Genomic DNA, 18,837 nt, shown 5'->3' with positions numbered 1-18,837 from the left:
GCGGGGGAGCGGGCTTGCCCCGCGATGAATCAAAGCGCCGACCTGTCGGTTTGTTCATGAATTGCCGGGCGTTGCCATGTACAATGCCCGCTTTTGCCCGCAGCGGCATTAGGTCGCACTTTTGCGGGCCAGGCCATCGGCCATAAAACTAGACTGACGGGGCGCCGGGCACACGATGTGGCCCGCGGAACATCAGACCATTAGCGATTTACGAGAGACGGATGAACATCACCAACCTTGCCAAACGACTTTGCCTGCCTGTTCTGCTGCTGATCACGCCTGTCGCCTTCGCGGCCGAGCAGATGATGCCGGCACCACCGCAACTGGCCGCCAAGTCCTATGTACTCATGGACGCGGCCAGCGGCAACGTGCTGGTCGAGAACAACGGTGACGAGCGCCTGCCGCCAGCCAGCCTGACCAAGCTGATGACCGCCTACATCGCCACCCTCGACATCCGTCGTGGCCAGATCGGCGAGAACGACCCGGTGACCGTCAGCGAGAACGCCTGGCGCACCGGCGGTTCGCGCATGTTCATCAAGGTCGGCACCCAGGTGACCGTCAGCGACCTGCTGCACGGCATCATCATTCAGTCCGGCAACGACGCATCGGTGGCCCTGTCCGAGCACATCGCCGGCAGCGAAGACGCCTTCGCCGACATGATGAACAAGACTGCCGCCGACCTGGGCATGGGCAACAGCCACTTCATGAACCCGACCGGCCTGCCGAACCCGGAGCACTACTCCTCGGCCCACGACATGGCCCTGCTGGCACGCGCGATCATCAACGAAGACCCTGCGCACTACGCCATCTACTCGCAGAAAGAGTTCTTCTGGAACAACATCAAGCAGCCTAACCGCAACCTGCTGCTGTGGCGCGACAAGACCGTCGACGGCCTGAAAACCGGCCACACCGACGAAGCAGGCTACTGCATGGTCGCCTCCGCCGTACGTGACGGCCAGCGCCTGATCGCCGTGGTGTTCGGCACCAACAGCGAGCAATCGCGTGCCGCTGAAACGCAAAAGCTGCTGACCTACGGCTTCCGCTTCTTCGAAACCCAGACCTTCTATCAGAAGGGCACCGAGCTGACCCAGGCCCCGGTATGGAAAGGCGCGACCAATCAGGTCAAAGCCGGCCTGGCCAACGACCTGACCATGACCATGCCTAAAGGCCAGTTGAAACGCCTGCAGGCTTCGATGAGCATGAATCCGCAACTGACCGCTCCGATCGCCAAAGGTGACGTGATCGGCAAAGTGGAAGTCAAACTGGACGAGAAAGTGATTCACAGCGCCGACCTGATCGCCCTCGATGGCGTGGAAGAAGCTGGTTTCTTCGGCCGTATGTGGGACAGCATCCGCCTGTTCTTCTATGGTTTGTTCAACTGATACGTGACCTGCATGCCCCCGTGAACCAGGCGGGGGCGTTGCTGTTGCCACGGCTTACGAGGCCATCCCGCAATGAGCGAAGAAGACGTCAAGTCGCATAAGATCGAATTCCCTTGCGAGGACTATCCGATCAAAGTGATCGGCGATACCGTGGTCGGTTTCAAGGACACCGTGATCGAGATCCTCAGCAAGTACGCCAAGGTCGACCTGGCCACCCTGGCGGAGCGCCAGAGCAAGGAAGGCAAGTACACCACGGTGCAACTGCACATCATTGCCGAAAGCGAAGATCAACTGCACGACATCAACAGTGCCCTGCGTGCCACCGGCATCGTGAAAATGGTGCTGTGATGAGCACATGCCTCGGTATCCGCGAGCTTGGCCTGCAGCCCTATGAACCGGTGCTGGAGGCCATGCGTCGCTTTACCGAGGCGCGTGGCCCGGATGCCCAGGACGAAGTCTGGCTGGTGGAACACCCGGCGGTGTTCACCCAGGGCCAGGCTGGCAAGGCCGAGCATCTGCTGGTGCCTGGCGACATCCCGGTGGTGAAGACCGATCGCGGCGGCCAGGTGACCTACCACGGCCCCGGCCAGTTGGTCGCCTACCTGCTGCTGGATGTGCGCCGCCTGGGCTTTGGTGTGCGTGAACTGGTCAGCCGCATCGAGCAGACGCTGATCGAGCTGCTCGCCAGCTACGGCGTGCAGGCTGCCGCCAAGCCCGATGCCCCTGGCGTCTATGTCGATGGAGCGAAAATCGCCTCCCTTGGCCTGCGAATCCGCAACGGTCGTTGCTTCCACGGCCTTGCTCTGAATGTGGACATGGACCTTGCGCCATTCCGCCGAATCAACCCCTGTGGGTATGCGGGGCTGGCGATGACCCAGCTGCGCGACCTGGCAGGCCCGATCGAACTCGACGAGGTCAGGACAAGGCTGCGCGGACAGCTGGTCAAGCACCTCGACTACGCTGAGCAGACGACCCTCACGGGCGGAATCGACTGAATATGACAACTGTGCAAGAAGCCGTGCCGAACCTGATCCCGACGCAAGACGTCACCTCGCGCCCCGCGCCCAAGAAAGTCGAAGCCGGCGTGAAGCTGCGCGGCGCCGAAAAGGTGGCGCGCATTCCGGTGAAGATCATCCCCACCGAAGAACTGCCGAAGAAACCCGACTGGATTCGCGTACGCATCCCGGTTTCGCCGGAAGTCGACCGTATCAAGCAGCTGCTGCGCAAGCACAAGCTGCACAGCGTGTGCGAAGAGGCCTCCTGCCCGAACCTGGGTGAATGCTTCTCGGGTGGCACCGCCACCTTCATGATCATGGGTGACATCTGCACCCGTCGCTGCCCGTTCTGCGACGTCGGCCATGGCCGGCCGAAGCCGTTGGACCTGGACGAGCCGAAGAACCTTGCCGTGGCCATCGCCGACCTGCGCCTGAAGTACGTGGTGATCACCTCGGTGGACCGCGACGACCTGCGTGACGGCGGTGCCCAGCACTTCGCCGACTGCATCCGCGAAATCCGCGCGCTGTCGCCGGGTGTGCAGCTCGAGACCCTGGTGCCGGACTACCGTGGCCGTATGGACGTGGCGCTGGAAATCACCGCGCAGACCCCGCCGGATGTGTTCAACCACAACCTCGAAACCGTACCGCGTCTGTACAAGGCCGCGCGCCCGGGTTCGGACTACGACTGGTCGCTGGACCTGCTGCAGAAGTTCAAGCAGATGGTGCCGCACGTACCGACCAAGTCCGGGCTGATGCTGGGCCTGGGCGAGACCGACGAGGAAGTGATCGAGGTCATGCACCGCATGCGTGAGCACGAGATCGACATGCTCACCCTCGGCCAGTACCTGCAGCCGTCGCGCAGCCACCTGCCGGTGCAGCGCTTCGTGCACCCGGACACCTTCGCCTGGTTCGCCGAGGAAGGCTACAAGATGGGCTTCAAGAACGTCGCTTCCGGCCCGCTGGTACGTTCCTCGTACCACGCCGACCAGCAGGCTCACGAAGCCAAGATCAAGCTCTGAAGCGGGCTTGAGCTGAACATGCCGATGCGCGCCGAGAGGCGGCATCGGCATTTTTGTTTGTGGGGGTATTCCCCATGCCCAGGTGCGTGAGTGCCAGCCAGTCAGGCGCACCTGATACTGCAAGGAGTTGCTCGATGAATTGTGTTGAAACGCTCGGCTCACCACTGCCCCGGGCCTTGCCGGCCAATGCGCGCTTCGCCATTGTCGCCCCGGCCGGGCCTGCCCGGCTGGACGCCGACAAAGCGCTTCAGTGGTTCAGCGACCGTGGCTACCAATGCCGGCTCTATCCTGGTGTGAACCTGACCGATGGTTACCTGGCCGGTAGCGACCAACAGCGCTTGCAAGACCTGCACGATGCCTTCCAGGCTCCGGACATCGACGCCATTGTGTGCATGCGTGGCGGCTACGGCAGCATGCGCCTGCTGGATCGGCTGGACTTCGACCTGATCCGTCGCCACCCCAAGCCGCTGGTGGGCTACAGCGATATCACTGCGTTGCATACGGTGCTCAATCGGCATGCCGGGCTGATCACCTTCCACGGCGCGATGCTTAATGCCGACCTGCTGGGGGGCAAGCTCGAGCCGACGGTGAGCTCACTGTTCGAGCAGCTGGGTGGGCGGCTGGGGGAGGGTGATGCCATTGTTCACCCGGCGGCCTACCCGTTGACGACCCTGGTGCCGGGCGTGGCGAGCGGGCGGCTGGTGGGGGGCAACCTGTCGATGCTCGGTGCCACCTTGGGCACGGTGGCCGAACTGGATAGCCAAGGCGCCATCCTGTTCATCGAGGACGTCAACGAGCCGCTGTACCGGGTTGACCGCCTGCTGACCCAGCTGCGCCTGGCGGGCAAGCTGCAAGGCCTGCGGGGTGTGTTGGTGGGGGACTTTGCCGGGGTGACGGTTGCAGCGCTGACGCCGCTGCTGCTGGATACATTCGGCCCGCTCGGGGTGCCGGTGCTGGCCGGCTGGCGCAGCGGGCATTGTGATCCGAACCTGTGCTTGCCGATGGGGGCGCGGGTGACGCTCGACAGCACGCTTCAGTGCCTGAGCCTGGCGCAGCCCTTGTTCAGGGCATAAGACCATCGCGGGGCAAGCCCGCTCCCACGCCAGTTATCCAATCCTGCGTAGGCTGCCCCAGAGGGCAGTCCGGTACGTGGGAGTGGCGGTGCGTGGGAGCGGGCTTGCCCCGCGATAGGCATCAACGGATTCAGCGGCGCAGGCTATCCAGCAATTTGTGGGTCGGATAGCCATCCGCCGGCCAGCCCTGCGCTTGCTGCGCATTGCGAATGGCCTTGCGGGTGTTGGCGCCGATGATGCCATCGGGATTGCCCGCCTCGTGCCCGCTGGCGTTTAGCAGGGTCTGCAGCTCGATACGCTCGCTGCGGCTCAAGGGCAGGTCGTCCTTCGGCCAGCTACCGGCGATGAAGCCCCAGCCATAGAACCGATCACCCAGCAGGCTGACCGCCAGTGCGTAGGACGACGAGTTGTTGTACTTGAGGATCGCGCGGAAGTTGTCCAGCACCAGGAACGCCGGGCCGCGAGCGCCAGCCGGCAGCAGCAGGGCGGCGGACAGCTGGCTGCTGTTGGCCGGCAGCTGGGTGCCCGTCGGTAGTTTCACGCCCAGTTGCAGCCATTCATTGACGCTCTTGCGCTGGCTGCCGTCGGCCAGCCAGTAGTCGAAGCCGGCAGGTACCTGCACTTCGAAGCCCCAGGGTTGGCCGCGTTTCCAGCCAGACGCCTGCAAGTAGTGCGCGGTCGACGCCAGGGCGTCGGCGGTGCTGTTCCAGATATCGCGGCGGCCGTCACCGTCGAAGTCCACGGCGTGGGTCAGGTAGGTGGTGGGGATGAACTGGGTCTGGCCCATGGCCCCGGCCCAGGAGCCGCGCATGGCGTCGGGCTGGATGTCGCCGTTCTGCAGGATCTGCAGGGCGGCGATCAACTGGTCCTGGGCAAATTGCGGGCGACGGCCTTCGTAAGCCAGGGTGGCCAGCGAACGGATCACTGATTTGCTGCCCTGGAACTGGCCGAAGTTGCTCTCCATGCCCCACACCGACACCAGCACCTGGCGGTCGACGCCGTAGCGCTGCTCGATACGGGTCAGCAGCTCGGCGTTCTGCTCCAGCAGCTTCTTGCCGTTGCGCACGCGCAGTGGCGACAGGGCGCCGTCCAGGTATTCCCAGACCGGGCGGGTGAATTCGGGTTGGCTGCGATCGGCCTTGATCACGTCCATGTCAGGGGTGACGCCGAGGAAGGCACGGTCGAACAGGCTCGGGTTGATGCCGGCTTGCAGGGCCTGTTGACGGAAACCCGCCTGCCATTGGGCGAAGGTCTGCAGGGGCTGGATTTCTGTGCTGGTGTCGGCGCTGGTGCCGGGCAGCGTCACCACGGGGGCGGGCTGGGCGGGAGCCAGCGGCAGGGCGTCGGCGGCGGTGGGTTTCTCGGCGCAGGCGACGAGCAGGACGAAGCTGGTGGCTGCGATCAGCTGGCGGGGGGGCCAGCGGTGGGAAAGGCTGGAAAGCATGCACAGGTCCAAGGCTTACAGGTCAGGCCTGAACCTTACCATGGCTGCCGGGTCGACCGGAAAATTATGCATGTGAGCAATCGTATCGATGTGCGTTTGATCAAGTGACTGTCAACTGACAGAACTGTCAGTTGTGCCTGGATACGACGTTTTATATGTTGCGTATCGTCAGTAAGTTTAATGACCGTTGTATCAGTGAAGTTTGCCGGACAACTTCGAAGTTCGTTCGCGTGTCCGTCGAACAGCCATTTCAGGCGGCCATTAAGCAAGAAGCCTCCCAATCTCTCGATTGGAAGGCTTCGCGGCGGTAGCTGCCTTTGCCCTTTTCCGGTCTTTCCTGACGGCAGCGGAACAGGGGTTGGGCGATGATCGACTTGGCTTTGTTGGGCGGATGTTTCTTGGTTTTCCTGGTCATTTCGATACCTCTCGAGTAGGGCGGGCAGATTAAGCCATTCCTGGTCTACCGAGCCAATTGATTGAAACTATGTGAGGAAGGCGACGATGAACATCACAACATCAGCAAAGCCAAACTTCGCCCCCCTGTTAGCGATGTTCATTATCCTGGGCTTGAGTGGCTGTATCGGGCCGCGTGTCGATGAGCCCTTGCCACCCCCTCCAGCGCCATCGCAGCCATCGAGGGTGCTAGATGTCGCGGCCCGCCTCAACGCGCGTTACATGGACACGGCACAGAGTTGCAGTGGCGGTGGGGCCGCATACGAGTGCTCCGGTGTATTGATCAGGCGCTCGAGCTCGAGCAGCTTCTGGGAGCACAGCAGCGCGGCAGCGGCACTGGGTTCTGTCACGTTTTCCTACCTGCGCGCTGATGCGACGACTTCAATCGCGGATGCCAGTGGCTTCATCTTCATGGACCGGAACACGGCCCAGCAGCAAGGCAAGGCCTGGTTCGAGCCGCGCTGCATCTACCCCTTCATCGCCGGTACGCAGAATGCCGGCAGACCGCAGAATGGCTGCGGCTTTGCGACGCGTTCGGCGAGTTCGAGCGTTGATCAAAGTACCTGTGCCGGGTTGCTCGTTCCGGCGGTGACGCCTGAGCTGTGGATACAAAACTTTCAGCGGTTCGGCTCGAATCCCCGTAACCAGTGCTCATTGAGTACCCACGATGCCAGTCAGTTCATGACCAGTCTCAAGGTGCGAGGCTCACTGGCTAGCCTGGCCAACACCTACTTGAATGAAATGTTGATTCCGACCTGGGATGTGAATGCGCCAGAGCAGTTGCCTGTCGAAGCGTTCTTCTATAACGCCAGGCAGCCCGGTAGCCTGATCAATGCCCAAATGATGCGACACGCCTATAGCGTGAAGACTGGGGTGTCGCTGCCAATCGTCAGGTTGGACTTCGCCAGGCCGCCGACCGAGCGTTTCAGCCAGCGCGTCCAGGACCAGGAGGATGGCTGGCAGGTAGCCGAGCGGCTCAACGCCCGTTTCGCGGACAAGTCCCGGCAGTGCGCCGACGGCCGTGCGCCGGTGTATTGCAATGGGGTGCTGGCGCGTGCGTCGCAGTACAGTACTGCATTTCATGTCTGGAACCCGAATCCGAACACCAATCCCAAGGATGCGGTTCCATTCTCGTACTTGAGGGCGGACATCAAGACGTTAAAACTGTTCTACCCGCAGGGGCTGCTTTTCGACCATCTGGGGTACACGCCAGGCGGCCTGGTAGCGATCGCACCACTTTGCATTTTCATGGCTGACGCCAACACATGGGGCCGCGCCACGCTCCAAGGCTGTGGTGCGGAAGGTAGCTACCCTGCCGACAGTGGTCCTTGCGCGTCGATGAACATCAATGATCTGACGGCACTTGGCACGCATTTTCGACAAGTGCCTGCAAGTCCGGCCTGGCAGCGCTTGCATCATCAGTGCAGCCTGGCGATCGAGCCCGACAGTTTCATGCTCGCGATCGATGGGCGAGCCCAGTTGATCATCGGAACGGAAAACCCCAACTACGGGTACAACGAAATCCTGCTCAATGCCTGGGCGCAGAACATCCCCGACCAGTTGCCACTGGATGCGATCTTTTACACCGCTGCGGGTGGCGCAGCTGCACTCGGGCAGGCGAAGCAGATACAGCAGGACTTGTTCCGTAGCTCCGCCAGTCTTATAAAACCGGTCGTGCGCGTGGACTTCGGTGTGGCTGAGCAGGCATTCAGCTATCGCCGGGAAGACCAAGGGTACTGACGAAGAGGTGAGGGCAGGTCGTTTACTCTGCCGGCAGCGTCAATCGCTGCCCGGCCATCAACAGCGCCAGACGCGCCAGGCTGGTCCAGGGCGAACCCTGGGCCTGGCCCTTGATCTGCGCATCGATGCGCTGGGCATCCTGCAACAGCATGGCCCAACGCTGCGCCGAAAGGCGTTGCAGGGCCTTGCTCACCAGCGGCCGGCGCTTGTCCCACACCGGTGGCCGGGCCTGGCTGAAGGCCTTGTCCAGCGGCACCCCCTGGCTGAACTGCTGGGCCAGCCCCGCCAGCAGGCGCAGTTCACGGGCCAGGGCCCAGAGGATTACCGGCGGCTCGACACCTTCGCCGCGCAGCCCCTCGAGCATGCGCAGGGCATGGGCGGCCTCACCGTTGAGGATGGCATCGACCAGGCCGAACACATCGAAACGGGCGCTGTCGGCAACCGCCGCCTGCACGGTCTCGACGGTGATCTGGTTGCCATCGGCCAACAGCTTGAGCTTTTCGATTTCCTGGGCGGCGGCCAGCAGGTTGCCTTCGACCCTGGCGGCGATCATGTCGACCGCATCGCGCTGGGCTGTGAGGCCGGCCTGTGAGAGGCGCTGGTTGATCCACTGTGGCAGCTGCTGGGCGTCCACCGGCCAGATCTGGATGAACTGGCAGTGGCCGCCCTCGATCAGTGCCTTGCCCCACTTGGTTTTCTGCGCGCTGCCATCGAGCTTGGGCAGGCTGATCAGCAGCAAGGTGTCTTCGGCGGGGTTGGCGCAGTACTCGATGAGTGCGGCTGCGCCTTTGTCGCCAGGTTTGCCCGAAGGCAGGCGCAACTCCAGCAGGCGGCGCTGGGCGAACAGCGAGAGGCTGGCACCGGCCAGCAGCAGGTTGCCCCAGTCGAAGTTGGCGTCGGCGCTGAACACCTGGCGCTCGTCGTAACCTTGCTGGCGCGCGGCGCCACGAATGGCGTCGGCGGCTTCCTGGCACAGCAGCGGGTCGTCGCCGCTGACGATGTACACAGGCGCCAGCTGGCCCTGCAGGTGTTTGTTGAGTTGGGCTGGGGACAGTTTCATGGCGAAAGGCGGGGTGCCGGGGCACCCCGTTCAGGCTCAGTTGGCCGGGACTTCCAGCGGGGACTGCTGGGGCGTCTCGTCGCGGACGCGTTGTGCTTCCTGCAGTGCCTGGGCTTCGGCTTTGGCGCGTTCGTCGGCCTTGTGCTGCAGGTCGGCCAGACGTTCCGGGGTCAGCTGTTGCAGGCGGACCATCATGCTCTGTACCAGGTCGCTGCGCATTTCCTGACGGACCTGGGCCGCTTCCTGGCCGGAGCCGGTGATGTTGTTGCCGTTGTGCACGTAGTAGCGCTGCACCTGCAGTTTGTCTTCCAGCAGCACGGTGTCGTTCTGGCCTTCGATGGCATAGTTCAGCACCGTGGTCAGCTCGTATTCCGCCGAGCGGTTACCACCGCTGTAGGTCGCCGCGCGCTGGGTTTCCTGTTCGTTGGTGAGTACCAGCTTGTACGGCGCACCGCTGTATACCCTTACCTCGTTGCTTTCCAGGGTGCGGCGCAACTGCTTGACGGTCTCGCCATAAGCGTTGCGGGCGCTGAGGTCCAGCTCCTTGACGGTCAGTTCGGTGGTGCCGGTGCCGCGCAGCTGGAAACCACAGGCGCTGAGCAGTACGGCCAGGCCCATTACCAGCAGATTGCGTTTGATCATGTTGTAGCTCCCTCGTGGGCCGAATACGCCCGCCCGCGCCGTGCGCGGACGGGCGTTGCCATCAATTGGCGACGATGTTGACCAGCTTGCCCGGTACCACGATGACCTTGCGGATGGTCAGGCCATCGGTGAAGCGCAGGACATTCTCGTTGTTACGGGCGGCCGCTTCGATCTCCTCGCGGCTGGCGGCGGCAGGCATGTCCACCTGGCCGCGCAGCTTGCCGTTGACCTGTACCACCAGCGTGACGGTGTCCTGCACCAGCGCGCTTTCGTCAACGGCCGGCCAGCCGGCGTCGATCACGGCCTGGTCGTGGCCCAGGTGCTTCCACAGCTCGTGGGAAATGTGCGGGGTGATCGGCGACAGCAGCAGGGTCACGGCTTCGAGGCCTTCCTGCAGCAGGGCACGGTCCTGGGCGGTGGCTTGCGGGGCCTTTTCCAGTACGTTCATCACGGTCATCACCTGGGCGATGGCGGTGTTGAACTTGTGGAACTGGCCGACATCGGTGCTGGCCTGCTTGATCGCCGCGTGGATGGCGCGGCGGATGACTTTTTGTGCGTCGTCGAGCGAGGCGACATCCAGCTTGCCTGGCAGGCCCTGGGCAACGTGGGCCTGGGCCAGGCGCCAGACACGCCGCAGGAAGCGGCTCGCGCCCTCGACGCCGGAGTCGGACCATTCCAGGCTCATGTCGGGCGGCGAGGCGAACATCATGAACAGGCGGCAGGTGTCGGCGCCGTAGACGTCGATCATCGACTGCGGGTCGACGCCGTTGTTCTTCGACTTCGACATCTTCTCGGTGCCGCCGATTTCCACCGGCAGGCCGTCGGTCTTCAGGCGTGCGCCGATGATCTTGGCTTTGGCATCACGCTCGATCTCGACATCGGCCGGGTTGAACCAGTCCTTGCCGCCGTTGCTGGCAACGCGGTAGTAGGTTTCGGCGACGACCATGCCCTGGGTGAGCAGGTTCTTGAACGGCTCGTTGGAGGTGACCAGGCCTTCGTCGCGCATCAGCTTGTGGAAGAAACGCGCGTACAGCAGGTGCAGGATGGCGTGCTCGATGCCACCGATGTACTGGTCGACCGGCAGCCAGTGGTTGGCAGCTTTGGGGTCTACCAGGCCCTTGTCGTAGTTCGGCGAGGCGTAGCGGGCGAAGTACCAGGACGACTCGACGAAGGTGTCCATGGTGTCGGTTTCGCGCTTGGCCGCGGTGCCGCATTTCGGGCAGGTGCATTCATAGAATTCGGGCATGCGCGCCAGCGGCGAACCGGCGCCGTCCGGCACCACGTTCTCCGGCAGGGTGACCGGCAGCTGGTCTTCCGGCACCGGCACGTCGCCGCACGCTGGGCAGTGGATGATCGGGATCGGGCAGCCCCAGTAGCGCTGGCGGCTGATACCCCAGTCGCGCAGGCGGAACTGGGTGCGCGACTTGCCGAGGTCCTTGCGGATCAGGGCGGCTTCCATGGCGTCGAAGGCGCCGGCGAAGTCCAGGCCGTCGAATTCGCCGGAGTTGATCAGCTGGCCATGCTCGCCATAGGCGGCCTGCCATTCGCTGGAAACTTCGTCACCGGCGCTGGTGCGCACAACGGCCTTTACCGGCAGGTTGTACTTGTGGGCGAACTCGAAGTCGCGCTCGTCGTGGGCCGGCACGGCCATCACGGCGCCGTCGCCGTAGTGCATCAGCACGTAGTTGGCGACCCACACCGGCAGTTTCTCGCCGGTCAGCGGGTGTTCGACCAGCAGGGAAGTGGCCATGCCCTTCTTCTCCTGGGTGGCCATGTCGGCTTCGGCGACGCTGCCGCTCTTGCACTCGTCGATGAACGCCTGCAGCGCCGGGTTGCCCTGGGCGGCCTGGGTGGCCAGCGGGTGCTCGGCGGCGACGGCGACGTAAGTGGCGCCCATCAGGGTGTCGGGGCGGGTGGTGAAGACTTTCAGCGTGCCTTCGTGGCCGATGCTGGCCTGGTCGTACGGGAACTGCACTTCCATGCCGCGCGACTTGCCGATCCAGTTGCGCTGCATGGTCTTGACCTGCTCAGGCCAGCCCGGCAGCTCGTCGAGGCTTTCCAGCAGCTCGTCGGCGTAGTCGGTGATGCGGAAGTAGTACATCGGGATTTCGCGCTTTTCGATCAGCGCGCCCGAGCGCCAGCCACGGCCGTCGATGACCTGCTCGTTGGCGAGCACGGTCTGGTCGGCCGGGTCCCAGTTCACGGTACCGTTCTTGCGGTAGATGATGCCTTTCTCGAACAGGCGGGTGAACAGCCACTGTTCCCAGCGGTAGTAGTCCGGCTTGCAGGTGGTGACTTCACGGGCCCAATCGATACCAAGGCCCAGGCTCTTGAGCTGGGTCTTCATGTAGTCGATGTTTTCGTAAGTCCACTTGGCCGGGGCGACGTTGTTTTTCATCGCCGCGTTTTCCGCCGGCATGCCGAAGGCGTCCCAGCCCATCGGCTGCAGGACGTTCTTGCCCAGCATGCGCTGGTAGCGGGCAATCACGTCGCCGATGGTGTAGTTGCGCACGTGCCCCATGTGTAGCTTGCCGCTCGGGTACGGGAACATCGACAGGCAGTAGTAAGTGTCCTTGCCTGGCTGTTCGGTAACAGCGAACGACTGTTGCTCGTCCCAGAACTTCTGGGCGGCGGCTTCGATATCACGGGGCGTGTATTGTTCGTGCATGGCTACTTTTTAACTGAGAGAGAAAGGACCCTGTTTCCAGGCAGCGGAACCTCGCTGCGACCGGCACTCCGGTGTCGATAGAGTGAACGCCGTAGCATACATGAGCGCCGCGCATCGTGGGAAACCCTGATTGCATCCCCCGCCGCGCGGGCCGTTGGTCGCGGCGGGCAGCTGCTTTTCATGACAACGCTAAGCTCATTTGTGGGGGGAGATATTCTTACCTTCAATGAGGTGAACGGATGGGAGAGTCGCAACTACCTGCAAGCAAACCGGAGCTTTACGAACGCCTGATCGACCGCCTGGGCCTGGCACTGGAAGTGGCCAGAACCTCGGTACGATTGCGCGACGAGATGCCTGCCGAACTGGAATTGCGTGGCCTGAGCCACGCCGAGTTCGAGGTGATCAAGGCCTACCTGGAGTCACTCCCGGCAGGTCGCCATGCCAGCGCCGGTGCCTACCCGCAACCGGAACCATCCTCGGCCAGGATTATCTGGCTCAAGGATCGAAAACGCGCCACTGCTCCAGCAAGATCCAGGACGCAGCCATCCCGATAGCCGTTCAGGTTTGCAGGCGCACGTGTTCACGCGCCGGTTCTTCAACACCCACACTGTGATCGGCGTCGACCTCCCCTTGAGGCCCGGCGCCGTTCCTCTTAGGCTGCATGCCTTCCATGGAGGTGTGCGATGCCGATTCGCTTTTTCATCAAACAATGGCTGATGCCGCCGGGCGTACTGCTGCTGTTGCTGCTGGCGGCCTGGTGGTGGCGTCGGCGTCGGCCGCGCCTGGCGGCTGCGTGCTTTGCCCTGGGCCTGGGCGGGCTGTGGCTGATGAGCCTGCCGTTGGTCGTGGAGCAGGCGGCCCGGCAGCTGGAAACGGAACCTGCGTTGGCGCCGCAGAGCTGGGCGAGCCTGGCAAGCCGTGCCGATGCCATCGTGGTGCTCGGCGCCGGGCGTGATCGAGGCGATCCGGCCTGGGGTGGCAGTGATCAACCTTCCTACCTGGCCCTGGAACGCATGCGCTATGCCGCGCAACTGGCCAAGGCGTCCGGGTTGCCGGTGCTGACCAGCGGCGGCCTGCACTATGGCACGCCGCCGAGTGAGGCGCAGTTGATGGCTGAGCGGCTGCAGGCAGATTTTGGTGTTGCGGTCACCTGGAAGGAAGAGGCCAGCCATACCACCTGGGAGAACGCCGCGCTCAGCGCGCAGGTCCTGCAGCCGCTGGGGATCCGCCGTGTGGTGCTGGTGACCCAGGCCTGGCACATGCAGCGCTCGCGCTGGAGCTTTGAGCGTGCCGGCTTCGAAGTGGTGCCGGCGCCGGTGGGGTTCCTCGGGCGCGATCATGCCCGGCCGTTTGCGGGGTTGCTCCCGGAAAGCCGGGCGATCTGGCAGAGCGGGCAGTTATTGAACGAGGCGGTGGGGCTGGTGGGGTATCGGGTGTTCTACTGATTCTTGCACCGCAGGTGCCGGCCTCATCGCGGGTTTACCCGCGAAGAGGCCCGTACAGGCGCTATCAGACAGTCTTGGCAATCCGCCCGGCCAGCAGCGCCCAACCCAGCAGCAATGCACAGACAATCGCCAGCGGCCACGAACGCCATTGCAGGTAAGGCGTCAGCTGTTGCATCGGCACTACCTCGCCATACAGCACCGCGCGCTCGAACTGCGGGATCTGCGTGGTGATCTTGCCGAACGGGTCGATCAGCGCGGTCACGCCGTTGTTGGTGGCGCGGATCATCCAGCGGCCGGCTTCCAGTGCCCGCATCTGCGCCATCTGCAGGTGCTGCAGCGGGCCGATCGAGGTGCCGAACCAGGTGTCGTTGCTGATGGTCAGCAGCAGGTCGCTGCGTGCTGCCAGGCTGGCGGCGAACTCGGGGTAGACCACTTCGTAGCAGATGTACGGCGCAATCTGGTAACCCTTGGCCTGCAGCAGCGGCTGGTCCGCGGGGCCGCGGGCAAAGTCCGACATCGGCAGGTTGAAGAACTCGATCGCCCCGCGCAGCATGTCCTGCAGCGGCACGTATTCACCAAACGGCACCAGCTTCTGCTTGAGGTACAGGCCGTCGCCTTCACCGGCCACGGTGATGCCGTTGAAGTAGCGCCGCTGGTGGTGGACCATCTGCCGTACCGGCACCCCGGTGATCAGCGCCGAATGCCGCTCGGCGGCAAACGCCCCCATCATGTCGATGTAACCCTGGGCCTGGTCCTTGAGCACCGGTACCGCGGTTTCCGGCCAGATCAGCAGGTCCACCGGTTTTGAGCTGAAGCTCATGTCACGGTACAGCGCCAACTGGGCGTTGACGTGGGCCGGGTCCCATTTCAGGTCCTGTTCGACGTTGCCCTGCAATGCGGCGACCTTGAGCGGGTCGCCGGCCGGCTGGGTCCAGGCGTGGCCCTTGAGCGCCATGCCGACGACCCAGGGCGCCACCAGCAACACGGCGCCGACAGCCAGGAACGATGGGCGTGCGCGCAGGCGATGGAGGTTGCACAACAGCGCCGCGGTCAGCGCAAGGCTGAACGACACCAGCCACACACCGCCGAGCGGCGCCAGCCCGGCCAAGGGGCCGTCGAGCTGGCTGTAGCCGGCGTAGAGCCATGGGAAACCGGTCAGGAACCAGCCACGGAAGGCTTCCTGCAGCAGCCACAGCGCAGCGAAGCTCAGCGCGTCGGCCAAGGGCGCCTCGTCGCGGCGCAGCCAGCGCGCCCAGAGCCAGGCCGGCAAGGCGAAGAAAAACGCCAGGCAGGCGAAGAACGCCAGCAGCAGCAGGATCGCCAGCAACGGCGAGGCGCCGCCGTAGGTGTTCATGCTGACGTAGATCCACCAGGTGCCGGCGCCATACAGGCCGAAGCCGAAGCTCCAGCCGCGGGCCAGGGCCTGGCGCGGGCTGAGGGTACGCAGGCCGGCGTAGAACAGGGCGATGGACAGCAGCGCCAACGGCCAGATGTCGAATGGCGCCAGGGCCAGGAGGGTGGAAGCGCCGGCCACCATGGCCAGCAGGTTACCGGGCCAGCCGGGGCGGGTGATCCAGCGCATGTTCGTCCTTAACGGTTGATCGGTGTCAGGCGTAGCAGGTGTATCCGCCGGCTGTCGGCGTTGAGAATGCGGAAGCGGTAGCCGCCGATCTCGGTGGTCTCGTTGCGTTTGGGCAGGTGACCGAACGCACTCATCACCAGGCCGCCGACCGTGTCGAACTCGTCATCGGAGAATTCGCTGTCGAAGAACTCGTTGAAGTTCTCGATCGGGGTGAGTGCCTTGACCAGGAAGTCGCCGCTGGGCAGCGGCTTGATGTAGCTGTCTTCCTCGACGTCGTGTTCGTCTTCGATGTCGCCGACGATCTGTTCAAGCACGTCTTCGATGGTCACCAGGCCGGCCACACCGCCGTATTCGTCGATGACGATGGCCATGTGGTTGTGGTTGGCGCGGAACTCGCGCAGCAGCACGTTCAGGCGCTTGGACTCGGGCACGAAGGTGGCCGGGCGCAGCAGGTCCTTGATGTTGAAGCTGTCGCCGTTCTCTTTGAGGATCAGCGGCAGCAGGTCCTTGGCGAGCAGGATGCCAAGCACATCGTCATGGCTTTCGCCGATCACCGGGTAGCGCGAGTGCGCGGCATCGATCACCGCTGGCAGGAACTCGCGTGGCGACTGGCTGGCCTTGATGCTGATCATCTGCGAGCGCGGCACCATGATGTCGCGCACCTGCAGGTCGGCGACCTGGATGGCGCCTTCGACGATGGTCAGCGCTTCGCTGTCGAGCAGCTTGTTCTGATGGGCTTCGCGCAGCAGTTCAAGTAGCTGCTGGCGGTTTTTCGGCTCATGGGCAAAAGCCTGGGTCAGTTTACCCAGCCAGGACTTTTGCCCGTTGCTCGATCGGTCTTCGCTCATGGCGGTTACTCGTGTTCCTTGCAGTGTCAGTGTGTGATTGAGTCGGTTTCGTCGTCGGCGTACGGGTCCGGGTGACCCAGTTCCGCCAGCAATTCCCGTTCCAGCGCTTCCATCTCTTCGGCTTCGTCGTCGTCGATATGGTCGTAGCCGAGCAGGTGCAGGCAGCCATGGATGACCAGATGGGCCCAGTGCGCTTCCAGGGACTTGCCTTGTTCTTGAGCTTCGCGCTCGACCACGGCGACGCAGATCACCAGGTCACCGAGCAGCGGGATGTCCAGCAGGTCGTCGGGCACGTCGGCGGGGAAGGACAGCACGTTGGTCGCGTAGTCCTTGTGCCGGTAGGTGTGGTTCAGCTCGCGGCCTTCGGCTTCGTCGACCAGGCGGATGGTCATCTCGGAGTCGGCGCTGCGCTGGCGCAGGGCAAGCTCGCACCAGCGGCGGAAGGCGGCGTCGTCGGGGCTGGCAGCATCCGTTGCCCGTTGCAGATCGAGTTCAAGCATCTTTGCCGCGCGCCTCGGGTTGGGCCTGTCGGGCTTCGAAGCGGTCGTAGGCTTCGACGATGCGTTGCACCAACGGATGGCGCACCACGTCCTTGGGCTGGAAATGGGTGAAGCTGATACCCGGTACGTCCTTGAGCACCTCGATCACGTGGGCCAGGCCTGACTTGGTGCCGCGTGGCAGGTCGACCTGGGTGATGTCACCGGTGATCACCGCGGTCGAGCCGAAGCCGATGCGGGTAAGGAACATCTTCATCTGCTCGAGCGTGGTGTTCTGGCTCTCGTCGAGGATGATGAAGCTGTTGTTGAGCGTGCGGCCGCGCATGTAGGCCAGCGGGGCGATCTCGATCACCTGGCGCTCGATGAGCTTGGCCACATGTTCGAAGCCGAGCATCTCGTACAACGCGTCGTACAGCGGGCGCAGGTACGGGTCGATCTTCTGGGCCAGGTCGCCGGGCAGGAAGCCGAGCTTCTCGCCAGCCTCGACCGCCGGGCGCACCAGCAGGATGCGGCGCACCTGCTCGCGCTCCAGCGCATCCACGGCGCAGGCCACAGCCAGGTAGGTCTTGCCGGTACCGGCCGGGCCGACGCCGAAGTTGATGTCGTTGGCCAGGATCTCTTTGACGTAGCGTTGCTGATTGACGCCGCGCGGCGTGATTTTGCCCTTGCGCGTGCGCAGTGAGACGCTGACTTCATTGACGGCAGGGTTGCCGATGTCCTCGACCGCGGATTCCTGGAGATAGAGGTGGACCGTTTCCGGCGACAGCTCGCTGGCCTTGGCCTCGCGATAGAGGCGGCGCAGCAACTGTTCAGCGGCGGAGGTGGTCTTGGGTTCGCCGATCAGCTCGAATTGATTGCCGCGGTTGCGGATTTCGATGGCCAGGCGTTGCTCGATCAGGCGCAAGTGCTCGTCGAACTGGCCGCACAGGTTGGCGAAACGGTTGGCCTCGAAAGGTTCGAGGATGAAGCGATGGGGTTGTATGGGTGCGTTCAAGGTGGTTTTTAGCCGCTCGACGGCAATGAATGTGAGCTCAAGAATAACCCTTGAGTGGCAGTGGCGAAAGCACTGAAACGATCAAGGGTCGGTAGTGCCCGTGGTGGCCCCATCGCGGGGCAAGCCCGCTCCCACACTAAGGCCTGTTTTGGGCCGCCTCCAAGCACAGTTTCGTGGGCCGCGCGATGAGGCCGGGCGGAGCACGAGAAATCCTCGACCCATCTTGATCGGCATTTCTTACGTCTGTGTGATAGGGCGGCAGTCAGGGGAGGGGAGAGAACGGGGTGCGCCCTTCGGCGTTCTGCAGTTCCAGCAGGTATTTGCGGAAGATCTGGCCGAGCACCTGGGTGGCATGCTCAAGCTCGTCGCGCGGCATTTGCTCGGTGACTTCGTCGGCCATGTCCAGTGCATCTTCGGCGCCGTTGACCGCAGCCATCTTCAGCAGGATGTAGGCCTGCACGTTGTTGGCCTTGACCCCTTCGCCGTGGAAGAACATCGAACCGAGGCGATACTGCGACTGGGCGTGGCCCTGCAGCGAGGCCTTTTCGAACCACTTGAGCGCTTTGTCGAGGTGGCGGGGGGTACCGCTGTAATAGAACTCGCCCAGCTCGTACTGTGCTTCGGCATCCCCGGCGTCCGCCGTTTGCTCGCAGGCCTTCAGGGCAGTCTGCTGATCCTCCGGCGCGGCATTCAGCGTGCAGCGGCCCGTCGCTGGAATCAGCAACGAGTTACCGCCCTCTGCCAGGGCCAGCAGGGGCTGAAGAAGCAACAGGCAGCCCATGGTCAGGGCGCGGCCGGTGCGGTTCATGGGGATCGACTTACCTCTGCAAAGCTACGGCCAAGGTCTCTGGTGGCACATTATGGGATAAGCAGCGCCAACCTTACAAAGTTTTACTGGAAATTCTACACCCCGAGCCAAGGCTGCTGATTTTGCCAGTGTTTGTGAGAGGGGTCACATTCACCGGCCAGATCGCGGGGCAAGCCCGCTCCCACGC

At 63.6% G+C, this 18,837-nt stretch carries 18 protein-coding genes; 8 read left to right on the top strand and 10 right to left on the bottom strand.

Annotated elements, in window-relative coordinates:
* Positions 1 to 221 precede the first annotated feature (221 nt).
* From ACO6VM_RS26605 to ACO6VM_RS26585, 5 genes are all read left to right on the top strand, one after another.
* Entirely contained in the window at positions 222 to 1,382 is a 1,161-nt protein-coding gene (locus tag ACO6VM_RS26605) for a D-alanyl-D-alanine carboxypeptidase family protein (RefSeq protein WP_153787725.1), read from the top strand.
* A 72-nt stretch (positions 1,383 to 1,454) separates the two neighbouring features.
* Complete coding sequence (locus tag ACO6VM_RS26600) at positions 1,455 to 1,730, top strand: DUF493 domain-containing protein (protein WP_110993397.1); 276 nt, start codon at positions 1,455 to 1,457, stop codon at positions 1,728 to 1,730.
* Positions 1,730 to 2,377, top strand: coding sequence for a lipoyl(octanoyl) transferase LipB (lipB, locus tag ACO6VM_RS26595; RefSeq protein WP_347150080.1), 648 nt, complete (start codon positions 1,730 to 1,732; stop codon positions 2,375 to 2,377). Before ACO6VM_RS26600 ends, lipB begins: the two co-directional genes overlap by 1 nt.
* A gap of 2 nt (positions 2,378 to 2,379) precedes the next feature.
* Entirely contained in the window at positions 2,380 to 3,396 is a 1,017-nt protein-coding gene (gene lipA / locus ACO6VM_RS26590; RefSeq protein ID WP_110993399.1) for a lipoyl synthase, read from the top strand.
* Between the two features lie 134 nt (positions 3,397 to 3,530).
* Positions 3,531 to 4,469, top strand: coding sequence for a S66 peptidase family protein (locus ACO6VM_RS26585; RefSeq protein ID WP_401058047.1), 939 nt, complete (start codon positions 3,531 to 3,533; stop codon positions 4,467 to 4,469).
* Between the two features lie 130 nt (positions 4,470 to 4,599).
* Here ACO6VM_RS26585 and ACO6VM_RS26580 read toward each other — a convergent pair whose 3' ends face one another.
* Both ACO6VM_RS26580 and arfA read right to left on the bottom strand, forming a co-directional pair.
* The gene (locus tag ACO6VM_RS26580) at positions 4,600 to 5,913 is read right to left on the bottom strand and encodes a lytic murein transglycosylase (RefSeq protein WP_401058049.1); all 1,314 of its coding nucleotides are present in this window, start codon (positions 5,911 to 5,913) and stop codon (positions 4,600 to 4,602) included.
* Between the two features lie 250 nt (positions 5,914 to 6,163).
* A complete protein-coding gene (arfA, locus tag ACO6VM_RS26575) occupies positions 6,164 to 6,328 on the bottom strand; it encodes an alternative ribosome rescue factor ArfA (RefSeq protein ID WP_401058051.1) in 165 nt (54 codons plus the stop codon).
* Positions 6,329 to 6,414: 86 nt separating this feature from the next.
* Here arfA and ACO6VM_RS26570 point away from each other — a divergent pair, with 86 nt between their 5' ends.
* Positions 6,415 to 8,106, top strand: a complete 1,692-nt coding sequence (locus ACO6VM_RS26570; protein ID WP_401058053.1) for a hypothetical protein — start codon at positions 6,415 to 6,417, stop codon at positions 8,104 to 8,106.
* Between the two features lie 22 nt (positions 8,107 to 8,128).
* On the opposite strand, the gene holA is transcribed toward ACO6VM_RS26570, so the two are convergent.
* From holA to leuS, 3 genes are all read right to left on the bottom strand, one after another.
* The gene (holA, locus tag ACO6VM_RS26565) at positions 8,129 to 9,166 is read right to left on the bottom strand and encodes a DNA polymerase III subunit delta (protein WP_422404039.1); all 1,038 of its coding nucleotides are present in this window, start codon (positions 9,164 to 9,166) and stop codon (positions 8,129 to 8,131) included.
* A gap of 36 nt (positions 9,167 to 9,202) precedes the next feature.
* Positions 9,203 to 9,808: an LPS assembly lipoprotein LptE gene (gene lptE, locus ACO6VM_RS26560; protein WP_401058057.1), complete on the bottom strand. Its 606-nt coding sequence runs from the start codon at positions 9,806 to 9,808 to the stop codon at positions 9,203 to 9,205.
* Positions 9,809 to 9,869: 61 nt separating this feature from the next.
* Positions 9,870 to 12,476, bottom strand: a complete 2,607-nt coding sequence (gene leuS / locus ACO6VM_RS26555; protein ID WP_258644442.1) for a leucine--tRNA ligase — start codon at positions 12,474 to 12,476, stop codon at positions 9,870 to 9,872.
* 239 nt (positions 12,477 to 12,715) lie between these two features.
* Between leuS and ACO6VM_RS26550 the strand changes: the two genes are divergently transcribed.
* Both ACO6VM_RS26550 and ACO6VM_RS26545 read left to right on the top strand, forming a co-directional pair.
* On the top strand, positions 12,716 to 13,030 hold the full coding sequence (locus tag ACO6VM_RS26550; protein ID WP_125462479.1) for a hypothetical protein: 315 nt from the start codon (positions 12,716 to 12,718) through the stop codon (positions 13,028 to 13,030).
* 129 nt (positions 13,031 to 13,159) lie between these two features.
* A complete protein-coding gene (locus ACO6VM_RS26545) occupies positions 13,160 to 13,921 on the top strand; it encodes a YdcF family protein (RefSeq protein ID WP_401058060.1) in 762 nt (253 codons plus the stop codon).
* A 64-nt stretch (positions 13,922 to 13,985) separates the two neighbouring features.
* Here ACO6VM_RS26545 and lnt read toward each other — a convergent pair whose 3' ends face one another.
* From lnt to ACO6VM_RS26520, 5 genes are all read right to left on the bottom strand, one after another.
* The gene (gene lnt / locus ACO6VM_RS26540; protein WP_401058062.1) at positions 13,986 to 15,503 is read right to left on the bottom strand and encodes an apolipoprotein N-acyltransferase; all 1,518 of its coding nucleotides are present in this window, start codon (positions 15,501 to 15,503) and stop codon (positions 13,986 to 13,988) included.
* 8 nt (positions 15,504 to 15,511) lie between these two features.
* Positions 15,512 to 16,351, bottom strand: a complete 840-nt coding sequence (locus ACO6VM_RS26535) for an HlyC/CorC family transporter (protein ID WP_110993410.1) — start codon at positions 16,349 to 16,351, stop codon at positions 15,512 to 15,514.
* Positions 16,352 to 16,377: 26 nt separating this feature from the next.
* Positions 16,378 to 16,851 carry an rRNA maturation RNase YbeY gene (ybeY, locus tag ACO6VM_RS26530; RefSeq protein WP_401058064.1) on the bottom strand — a complete coding sequence of 158 codons (474 nt, stop codon included), beginning with the start codon at positions 16,849 to 16,851 and terminating at the stop codon, positions 16,378 to 16,380.
* Entirely contained in the window at positions 16,844 to 17,842 is a 999-nt protein-coding gene (locus ACO6VM_RS26525) for a PhoH family protein (RefSeq protein ID WP_347150090.1), read from the bottom strand. Before ACO6VM_RS26525 ends, ybeY begins: the two co-directional genes overlap by 8 nt.
* A 262-nt stretch (positions 17,843 to 18,104) precedes the next feature.
* A complete protein-coding gene (locus ACO6VM_RS26520; protein ID WP_422404038.1) occupies positions 18,105 to 18,650 on the bottom strand; it encodes a tetratricopeptide repeat protein in 546 nt (181 codons plus the stop codon).
* Positions 18,651 to 18,837: the final 187 nt, after the last annotated feature.

The sequence above is a fragment of the Pseudomonas sp. GZD-209 genome, assembly GCF_049310485.1.
Lineage (GTDB): Bacteria > Pseudomonadota > Gammaproteobacteria > Pseudomonadales > Pseudomonadaceae > Aquipseudomonas > Aquipseudomonas sichuanensis.
This window is presented reverse-complemented; position numbering and strand designations above follow the sequence as displayed.